The sequence below is a fragment of the Salinivibrio sp. HTSP genome, assembly GCF_003390965.1.
GTDB classification, from domain to species: Bacteria; Pseudomonadota; Gammaproteobacteria; order Enterobacterales; family Vibrionaceae; genus Salinivibrio; species Salinivibrio kushneri.
This window is the reverse complement of record NZ_PXUD01000090.1, coordinates 1-9,826: the sequence shown is the minus strand read 5'-3', so window position 1 is coordinate 9,826 and position 9,826 is coordinate 1. Positions and strand designations below refer to the sequence as shown.

The window sequence follows — 9,826 nt, the reverse complement described above, 5'->3', positions numbered from 1 at the left end:
CCGACAAACTGATAAAGCCAGGTTTATTGCTCCCCCCATCCCGCCAATAAGCTCGCTCTCCGCCGCGCCCAAGACGTAGATCACGTTGATAGATGTGGGCGCGCTTCACAAGCAAGCGAAAGTCAAAATCAATCACATTCCAACCCACCACAACGTCAGGATCGTAATAGGCAAACCATCTTTCTAGCGCGCTCAGTAATGCTTCTTCGTCATCGACCCACTCTATCCAATCAGGGGCATTGTCTTCAGGCGCACCCACCATGATCACTCGGCTGTCTTTTTCACTCGCGAGTCCCACCGAATAAAGCTGGCCTTTTTGTGAGCATTCAATATCAAGAGAAACATGATGCAACGTCGGAGTGTAGTCTGCCTGTTTGGCTTTGCCTTGGGTCACCTCTAGGTAACCTTGGCGTTGACGGGCTTGGCCAGTGAACAGCAAGCTGCCACAAATGTACCGCTCCATTAAATAGCGGTCGGCGAGCCGAATATCGCCTTCATATAAAGGAATAGCCGCCCCGCTTATCACCCTTTGTCCCTCTTGCGCGCGTTTCACACTACTGAAATAACAAGCCGCCACGGGCGTGTGTTGAAAGGTGGATAATGACACTGCTTTACAGTAAGCGTGAGGATCAACCGATGGGAGTAAAGCATCCACGCGCGCTTTTTCTTCTTGCGGTACAAAAAACACGCTTTGCTGATCATCAACGCACAGCTTGACCGGGCCGTCTGGCGTCGATAGCCAAAGTATAATCGACGTGGTTTGACCGCGATCACGCTGTTGACGTGTGATCACAAAGCCTTGCTGCATGTAGGACGAAGAGAGTGAGGACACAGGCGTTATCAGGGTTACGTTGTGTGATTCATCTTCTCAGTGTAACAAACCCCACCAATTACTGTATAGATAAACAGCCCTGAGAAATTAGTCGGGATGCTCTGCGCGACCGGCACCACCAATGACAATCAACCCAATCAGCACAACTGCAGCCGCGCTCGTGAGGCGCATATTCATCACGCTGTTTTGATCCCAAGCGACCAAACCCATCAAGGCGAGCAAAACGGTCACCCAGATGATTGGTTGTACCAATAGCCTCTGAGTTGAAGCCATCATGTGCCAGAATACGCCAGCAGCCAACACAAACAATGCGCCAGCAAAGACAGCGAACCCAACACCGCGCAGTGAGAGAAACCCATTGGGTAAGGTAAAAATGAGTAAGGGCAGCACGAACAATAAACTCATCCGTAAACTGGTCGCCACGATGACGTCGGCTTGATGAGCACGTTGGATCACTTGCAGCCAAAAACTCGCCCATGCACCACCACTCATCAGCCCAAGAATCATGCCTAACGGGCTGGGTGCATACATGCCCGGGGCAAGTAAGTACCCCAACCCCGCGAAAATCAACATTAAACCCATCCATAATCGGTGTTGATGGGGAGAGCGAGATGCCAGCCCCAATACACCTTGCACACTCGCCACCAGCACCAAGCCCAAGGTGGCGATATCCAGTAATCGGCAGGCGAATACCGCACTGGTCACCGCAAGGAAAAGCAAGCCTGCAAGACGCCATGTCGAAAAAGGCGGCATTTGACGCGAGAAGCATGCTTCTCCTTGCCAACGCTCGGCCACGTCCTTTAGCGGGTAAAGTCGCTGTCCTACCAACGCCATGACGGCGGCAGATAACAACCAAAGGCCAATGTAACTGGCCGGATCTACCCATTGGTTAATCGCACGACGGCCCACCTCGGCATTGATCACCGCAATCACGACCACTACTAACGCGCCAATGACACCACCCGCTTTTTTCATTCGTATTCACGCCTTGTTACTCATCCCTTCTATAAGACCGAGCACAACCGTCAATACTTTCAACCCTTTGTTGTCTCTCGCGGACGCGATACAATACGCGTTTGTTCGTTTCCGGGAAGTATGCATGTCAGATCCGAAAAGCAAAGCGCTCAAAAAAATTGCTAAATGCCTGGAGCTTAGCAATTCCGCCAATGTGAATGAGGCAGCGCAGGCGATCAAAATGGCCGAGCGGCTGATGCGTAAGCATGGTCTCGATCAGGACGACATTGACTTCATCAGCATGGGTAAAACGCGCTCAGAAAAACTGTTACCTGCTTCGATTAGCCAATCGATCTTAAAAATTATTCGCGGTATTAATAGCCGGTTTGGGGTGGAGTGTGTGCTCGTCAATCACAAGGGGTTAAAACAGGCTGAGTTTATCGGTGATGCAGACCGCGCTATCTTTGCCGCTTTTGCTTTCGATGTGGTCTATCGTGATATGAATGAGCATATCGGCCAGTTTCGCAATAGCTTTGCAGGCACCGGCACCAGTACGCAAGAGGTAACGCGACGCGTACAGTCATTTACCACGGGCTGGCTTGAGGGCGCGCTCGATAAGCTCCCACAGCTTGACGCACGTGATAGCGACGACAAAATCAAAAACTATATTGATAAAGAGTTCGCCAATATTGACCGCGAGACCTTTAAGCAACAATTAAAAGAGGCTATGGCGGCGATGACAGATGATTACGAGCGGGGGATGAAAAAGGGCCGCGAAATCTCAGTCAGCCGCCCTGTGAATGGGCAAGGCCCACAAAAGCGCCTGACGGGGACCCGAAAGTCATAACCTTGATGAATCACAGGCCGGCTTATGTCCGGCCTTTGTCAGCACTTTCCCATCAATAAGACACCTGTGTTAAACACGTCAAATCATGGTCAAATCGCTTCTCGCCTATTGTGTTACACGCCTCTCAGGTCTAGCCTAGGATCCACGTCACGTTATCCATGTTCAGCCTGCCCTACTCGCTGGCAGTTGCAACCCCATGGTCTAAGGTGACTGAATAACAAGCATTCACAATGCGTAAAATAAGATACTTCATATCCTTGAATAGGAGAGTGGCATGAAAAAAGTCGTGACAGGTCTCGGCCTCTTACTCGCCGTCGCACCAGCAGCTTATGCACAGCAAGACAGCGGTCTATACATGGGTGGCCGCATTGGCCCTTCGTTTTTAGAAGATAGCTGTGTGACTGACACCGATTGCGGAGATTCAGAGCTCGGCGCGGGTATTATTACCGGCTATGATTTCAACAATTGGTTTGCGCTCGAGGGAACCTATGATTATTTAGGCCGCTTTAATACCGCATTTGACCAATCAGGTACCACTGTTGGCGCCTCGGGCGATCTGACTGCGTTGACACTTGCGCCCAAGTTTTCTTATCACTTCAAACCTGATACGGCCCTTTACGGTAAGCTTGGTGCCGCCATGTGGGACTTTAATAGCAACGCCGGCGATCGTGACGATGTGTCACTGATGGGAGCACTCGGTGTCGATCACCAAGCGACGGAAAAACTCAACGTTCGCCTGGAATATCAGCACATCAACGATATGGATGATGGCTACTTCTCAAGCGTCGATAATAACTTCGTGACTGTCGGCATGACGTATCACTTCGGACGCACTGACAACCAGCCAATGCCAGAGCCGATGGTTGAAGAGCCAGTTATGGCAGAGCCTGAGCCCGTTCAAGAACCAGAGCCGGTTGCCGAACCGCAATCGATTGTGCTCTCTGAGGCCGGCGAAACTGAAATGTTTGGTTTTGATAAAGCCAGTCTCTCTGAGCAAGCGATCGCCTCCTTGCAACCCTTGGTCGACCGCTTGCTGAAGTATGACGAAGCGACGGCAACGATCGTGGGTCATACCGACAGCCAAGGGCCAGCCGCTTATAACCAAACACTCTCTGAAGAGCGTGCACAAGTCGTTGCGGATGTCTTCTTAGACGCAGGCATTGCGGCTGAGCGCTTAACCGTGATGGGCAAAGGCGAATCCGCCCCGACGGCCAGTAACGATACTGCCGATGGTCGCGCGAAAAACCGCCGCGTAGAAGTTACCTCGCCAGAGTTTGTTTATGTGGAAATGAATTAATCACATCGACGATCGCATCATGTAAACACGCAAAAGGCCACCGCATTGTCGGTGGCCTTTTCTTGTCATGAACAATCAATGAATGATTAGCCGCGCGCCGCAAAACCCGTCAAGTGCATCTGCATCAAACGATCAATGTCGATTCTATCTTGATCGCTGACTCCCGCCACCCGTGGGTATCTGGGCTCAGCGCGATCATTATGATAAGCACCTTCCCATCCCTGAGTGGTGGTTAAAAACGCGCGAGCAAAGTCGGTCGAATAGCGCAAACACCCTGCCATAACCGTATCGACATAGGATTGGGCAATCGGCTTGTCTGCATCTGGGGGACGCCGCGTATCGGCAACATACACGTACACGGGGCCATCAAGCGTCACGTCTTCGGGCAGCGCGATGTTTGATTCAGCTAACTGTAAACGCTGATAGCCCGCCTCACGCCGATCAAAGTCGGGCAGTGACTCGGGGTCGATATTGACCAATACCCCGTTGCATTCACCCTCCCCTTCAAGCACTACCAGCGGTGAGATAAGCGCCTCACTCACATTGCTCCAATGGCGGCTTAGTCCACTGACAGTCACCGGACACGCCCACCCTGAATCGCCTGTCAGCGCCCGTGAGGCTGGATTCATCAAACTCCCGTACCCAAATAGATACATGACGTTGCAAACTCCTTTATTGCATTCACTGGCAGAACCAGAGGCGCTGCCTTGCTTTTCTCTCTGAAATTGCCAGAATATCCAGCAACGTTGTAAACAAGGAAAGTGATTATGGAACAACTAGATAAGCTGGAAGCTCACTTCAAACGTCTATCGCATTTTCAGCACCTTGCCGCAATCTGCGGTTGGGATCAAGCCACCATGATGCCAGATGGCGGCAATCACGCCCGTGCCGACGCCATGGCAGAACTCGCCCTCTACTGTCATCAACAAATGACCCAGCCAGAGCTGGGTGACTGGTTCGCGGACGTGGATGAAAAATCCCGCCACCTAAGCGCCACGCAAAAAGCAAGCGTGGCAGAGATGAAGCGCCAATGGCAGCAAGCCAGCGTACTTCCCGACACCTTGGTCAAAGCCAAATCTTTAGCGGGCGCTAAATGCGAGCATGCTTGGCGTCAGCAACGCCAAGATAATGACTGGGACGGATTTGCCAAAAATTTAAAAGAAGTGGTCGCCCTGGCGCGTGAAGAAGCCCATATCCGCGCTGACCAGAAGCTGTGTGCCCCTTATGATGCGCTCCTTGATTTGTACGAGCCCGGAATGACGGCCGAGCGTATTGATGAAGTGTTTGGTGCCCTCAAACAATGGCTACCAGAGACCATCCAAGCCGTGGTCGACAAGCAAGCACAACAGCCGGTGATCACGCCTAAAGGCCCTTTCCCACAAGCACAACAAAAAGCCTTGGGTGAACACGTGATGAAGCAGCTTGGGTTTAGCTTTGAGTATGGTCGGCTCGATATCAGCACGCATCCATTTTGTGGTGGTGTACCCACCGATGTGCGCATCACCACCCGCTATGATGAGCAAGATTTCACCTCGGCATTAATGGGCGTGATCCACGAAACCGGCCATGCGCGCTATGAACAAGGATTACCTCAAGACTTAGCAGGCTTGCCGGTGGGACAAGCGCGCTCGATGGGCGTACATGAAAGCCAAAGCCTGTTTTTTGAAATGCAGCTCGCCCGCAGCGCCCCCTTCGCGACTTTAATCTGCCAACAAGCCAAACAGGCCTTTAACCGCCAGGATGATCCCGCGTTTCAGGTCGAAAACCTCCACCGCGTGCTCACTGAGGTATCACCTGGCTATATCCGTGTCGATGCCGACGAGGTCACCTATCCTGCCCATATCATGCTGCGCTATGACATTGAACGCGATCTGATCAGCGGCAAAATGGAGGTGGATCATATTCCTGAGCGTTGGGACTCCGCGATGCAGCAATACCTTGGCCTCAGCACCGCCGGCAACTATAAAAACGGCTGCATGCAAGACATTCACTGGACCGATGGCAGCTTTGGCTACTTCCCCACCTATACCTTGGGTGCCCTGTATGCCGCGCAATTGATGCAAGCAATGCGCCAGCAACTGGATGTGGATGGCATTATCGCCAGCGGTAACCTGTCGCCCATTTTTGATTGGTTATCCCAACATATCTGGCAACGCGCCAGCACCGCCTCAACCGACAACATACTCAAGGATGCGACCGGCGAAACCCTCAACCCCGCCCACTTCCGCGAGTATATTCAAGGGCGGTATTTGTAAGCTCACACCAGCCCCAAGGCCCGAACGCCGGCCTTGGGGTCCCCACCAACGGGAGGCATTATGCCCAACTATGAAACACTTAAAACGAGGCAGCGCCAAGAGCGCGAGCATTATCCTGAAAATTTGTCTATTCGTGTACACCGAGCTCTCAGCTGGCTAAAACAAGCCGAGCAAACGGATGATACAGACAGCCAGTTTATTTTCTTATGGATTGCATTTAACGCCGCTTATGCCCAAGAGTTTGCGCAAAAACGTCAGTTTACCGAGAAAAACCTCTATCAAGGCTTTCTAGAAAAACTGATTCAACTCGATAAAGAAGCGCGTTTAACTCATTTGGTGTGGCAAGAGTTCTCAGGCCCAATCCGAGTGATCCTCAATAATGATTATATCCTGCAAGCCTATTGGGAATATCAAGCCGGTCATATCACTGAAGACAGTTGGCAAGCTTCACGCAAAAGCGCCAAAGCCCGCGCGCACAAAGCCTTGGCAAACAGTGATACCGCAACAGTATTAGCCGCTGTTTTTAGCCGTTTGTATACGTTACGTAATCAACTACTCCACGGCGGTGCCACCCACGGCAGCCAAGCCAACCGCGCCCAGCTAAAAGACTGCGTATGCATGATGCAAAAAATCGTACCTTTAACCATTGAATTGATGATGGACGGCAACACCGCCACCTGGGGCGATCCTGTGTATCCGTTGGTGTGAGTGTGCACACTGACTGGTTGCAATACGTTGCTCCAGTTTAGCAAGGTATATACGCTAAGATATGTACCTTGCATCAGCGTTAAACACGGGGTTAGATACAAAGTGCATTTGCACAGCCTCGAAAAGGACCATAAATACGCTTAATGAAACATCTTTTTAGTTAGTACATAATGAGCGTAATCTTGTCCGATCGACATTTAGGACATACAAACTTCTTTACACGCATCTTGATTAAAAATGCTTGTCTATCGGATAGAATATAACCACATTCTTTACACGCTATATTTGATTTTCCAGGTGGTTTTATTGGCATATCTTTCCCGACTTTTAATATTAAAAACTCTCATGAATAACTATTTTCATTAGACAATTTCTCATCAGAATTGGTTATATTTAACCTTACAGTTCACAAAAAAACCACTGATGGCTTGATTACTTTATTGGTGTTGGTGTTTACATAACCTCTGAGCAATACGTGTTGGATCTATTATTCCGCACCTAATTATCTATTAAATTATATGACTCCAATTACGCTTAAAGTAGCTGGGTCATTCAATGGTGGCTACCCAAGTTGCTTTCTGTTAGTAGTGTTCGTTTAAACTATCTCTCACTACTATCAGGAGGTAAAACGTGACTCTAAATAACCATTAACAACTCAATTTCCGCTTATCTTCCTCAATCATTGCAATGATATCGCTGTACTCTTTTAAGGCATGCTCCTTGCTCTCTAAGTCTATACTAAGCTGCTCTACATTAGACTGCAAATCGCCTATCAGAGAAGGAAGAAATTCTTGCTCTTCATTTGAGATCCTACCAAGCATATCAGAGCCGCATCTATTCACTTCCTGAGTGATCTCAGTTAGCAACACGCCCACCACTCTCACCTGTTCTTCTCGAAGTTTCTCGATTTCATCACCTTCAACTTCATTTACAGAAAATTGTTGTCTAATAGAGTTGATATGATGGTCTAGATCCAAACTAATTGTTGGAATCGTAATTCTGTCAACAGAGTTACTTAAAGGAAGCAGTATCATTTCAGGATCGAAATCAGGATCAGAAAAATCAAACAAGCTTTTTACTGCTTGTTTGATATCTTCACGGAACTGGTTAATGTTGATAGCTTGAGCGCTTGACTGGTATAGTCTATCGCTAGTCTCGACTACAAAGTCTTCCAACTTTTGAACAGCATCTTGAACATTCGCATAGGTGTAATTAACTGTTCTATAACTAGTACTAGAAACCGTCTTCTTTGAAAACCAAGTAGATGGACTAAATAGCTCAGGATCATAGGCCTCACGCGAGGTAGTATATGCCTCTTCTCGCCTACCTGTATGAGAATTAACACGTTTAACTGAAAGTGAGTCTTGCTTTATACCTTGCTCTACTTTATGTAGTGTTTTTTCGATCTGTACTCGGTATTTATCGAAAACCATGCTCACTTGCGATTTACCCGCACTGATACGCTTAGCCAACTCTTCTTGTTTCTTTTGGACTTCTACTAGATCGCCTTTCTCAAGATTATTTCGCTTATTAGCAATATCATCAGCAATAACCGTTAGTTTGTGTAATAGGTCACGCTCAGCCCCTTTTGTAATATTGTCAAGGCGTTCCGACATTATTTTATCTTTATTTTCACGAACAGAGTTCAGCTTAGAATGGACTTTCTGAAAGTTAGCTATCGCTTCTAAAATTTGGGGCGTAAAAGTAAAGCCATCAAACATTTGGTTCATACGGTTTAGAGTGTGTTGCTCTTCTTCACTTAGATCATCCCCCTTCCTTGCTAAGTCATAACAACGAGAAGAAATAAAAATAGGTGGCAAAGCATTTTGCAGAGTTTGCATCAAGTATGACTGACCACCGTTATTCAGTTCATCCTGGCGGCAAACAGCATTAACTTCCGACTGAGCTTGATCATTTAAGCTCGCGGTTAAAGAAGGCAAAGCTTGTTGGATAGAATCGTAATTGCTGTATTCATCAAGCAAAGCACTGTCGAAAAGTGAACCAATTAAAACAATCTCTTCAATGCCCTTATTAGGGATGCTTTGTGCCAACAACGACATATCTTGACTATCTAAGAACTGTCCACAATAGCTAAGCAAAAAGATAACATCACATTGTCCTAGAATCTCCTGTGTTCGTCTGCCCCTCGATACTATCGGGTCATTCATACCAGGAGTATCAACAACTTCAATATCTTTCAGTTCAGAAAGGTTCAATGCTAATGATGAACTCTTGACTATTGGAGCAAACTTACCTTGAGCACCCACAAATGGTGTTAAGTCAGCGATTAACATCTCATTAGAATTTTTACCATCAACAAAGTATTTGGTGTCAAGATACTCATCCACATTTAAGCCTGAACTCAGTACCATCTGATAAAGCTCAAAACAAGCTTTAGACTCTTCAGAATAAGTTGGTTTTTTTGGTGGTCGAGCACCTTTCTGAAGCTTACGATCTGATCCTTTTGATAATCTAAACTCATTGAGTTTCTCGTTATAAACTTTTTCTTCTTGCTCTACCTCATAAGCTTTTTCTAGTACTTTATGCCACTCTTTTTTGCTGTAGAATTCAATCGTTGCAGATGGCTGCTTTGAATAACTAATATTAGTAAGTGCTGCTGTCATTGGTGTCGCAGCTTTAGGGAGAACGGATTTACCATCAAAAAGTAGGCTGTTTAAAAATGAAGATTTCCCGCGCTTAATTTGACCAACAATACCGAGGCGCAAAACCCTATTTTCTTGTTTTGCATTCTCTATGTCGGTTTCAAACGTCCTCCTTAGTTGGTCAACATCATCTAGAAATTTATTTTTAATTATTCCAGCATGCGGCTCATACCTAAAATAAATTTTGTTAATCATGCTTTTCATTATTAAACCCACTGTTAAATGATTTTCAAACCTAATCATTGATAGATATGACGTATATTGTAAACT

At 47.5% G+C, this 9,826-nt stretch carries 8 protein-coding genes; 4 read left to right on the top strand and 4 right to left on the bottom strand.

The window, feature by feature from the left end:
* Positions 1-832, bottom strand: an 832-nt coding sequence (locus tag C7A19_RS14130; RefSeq protein WP_275937831.1) for a 3'-5' exonuclease, incomplete at its 3' end; no start/stop codon positions are given.
* 87 nt (positions 833-919) lie between these two features.
* Positions 920-1,807 (bottom strand): hypothetical protein, encoded by an 888-nt coding sequence (locus tag C7A19_RS14125; RefSeq protein WP_116645198.1) that lies wholly within the window; start codon positions 1,805-1,807, stop codon positions 920-922.
* 124 nt (positions 1,808-1,931) lie between these two features.
* Between C7A19_RS14125 and C7A19_RS14120 the strand changes: the two genes are divergently transcribed.
* Positions 1,932-2,633 (top strand): DUF2786 domain-containing protein, encoded by a 702-nt coding sequence (locus C7A19_RS14120; protein ID WP_069362462.1) that lies wholly within the window; start codon positions 1,932-1,934, stop codon positions 2,631-2,633.
* Positions 2,634-2,907: 274 nt separating this feature from the next.
* The gene (locus C7A19_RS14115; protein WP_116645197.1) at positions 2,908-3,930 is read left to right on the top strand and encodes an outer membrane beta-barrel protein; all 1,023 of its coding nucleotides are present in this window, start codon (positions 2,908-2,910) and stop codon (positions 3,928-3,930) included.
* A gap of 86 nt (positions 3,931-4,016) precedes the next feature.
* Here C7A19_RS14115 and C7A19_RS14110 read toward each other — a convergent pair whose 3' ends face one another.
* Entirely contained in the window at positions 4,017-4,586 is a 570-nt protein-coding gene (locus C7A19_RS14110) for a gamma-glutamylcyclotransferase family protein (protein ID WP_077523046.1), read from the bottom strand.
* Positions 4,587-4,697: 111 nt separating this feature from the next.
* On the opposite strand from C7A19_RS14110, the gene C7A19_RS14105 reads away from it, so the two are divergent.
* Positions 4,698-6,185 carry a carboxypeptidase M32 gene (locus C7A19_RS14105; RefSeq protein WP_116645196.1) on the top strand — a complete coding sequence of 496 codons (1,488 nt, stop codon included), beginning with the start codon at positions 4,698-4,700 and terminating at the stop codon, positions 6,183-6,185.
* A gap of 60 nt (positions 6,186-6,245) precedes the next feature.
* Positions 6,246-6,893: a HEPN domain-containing protein gene (locus C7A19_RS14100; RefSeq protein ID WP_116645195.1), complete on the top strand. Its 648-nt coding sequence runs from the start codon at positions 6,246-6,248 to the stop codon at positions 6,891-6,893.
* A 647-nt stretch (positions 6,894-7,540) separates the two neighbouring features.
* On the opposite strand, the gene C7A19_RS14095 is transcribed toward C7A19_RS14100, so the two are convergent.
* Positions 7,541-9,826, bottom strand: a 2,286-nt coding sequence (locus C7A19_RS14095) for a dynamin family protein (protein ID WP_235614318.1), incomplete at its 5' end; no start/stop codon positions are given.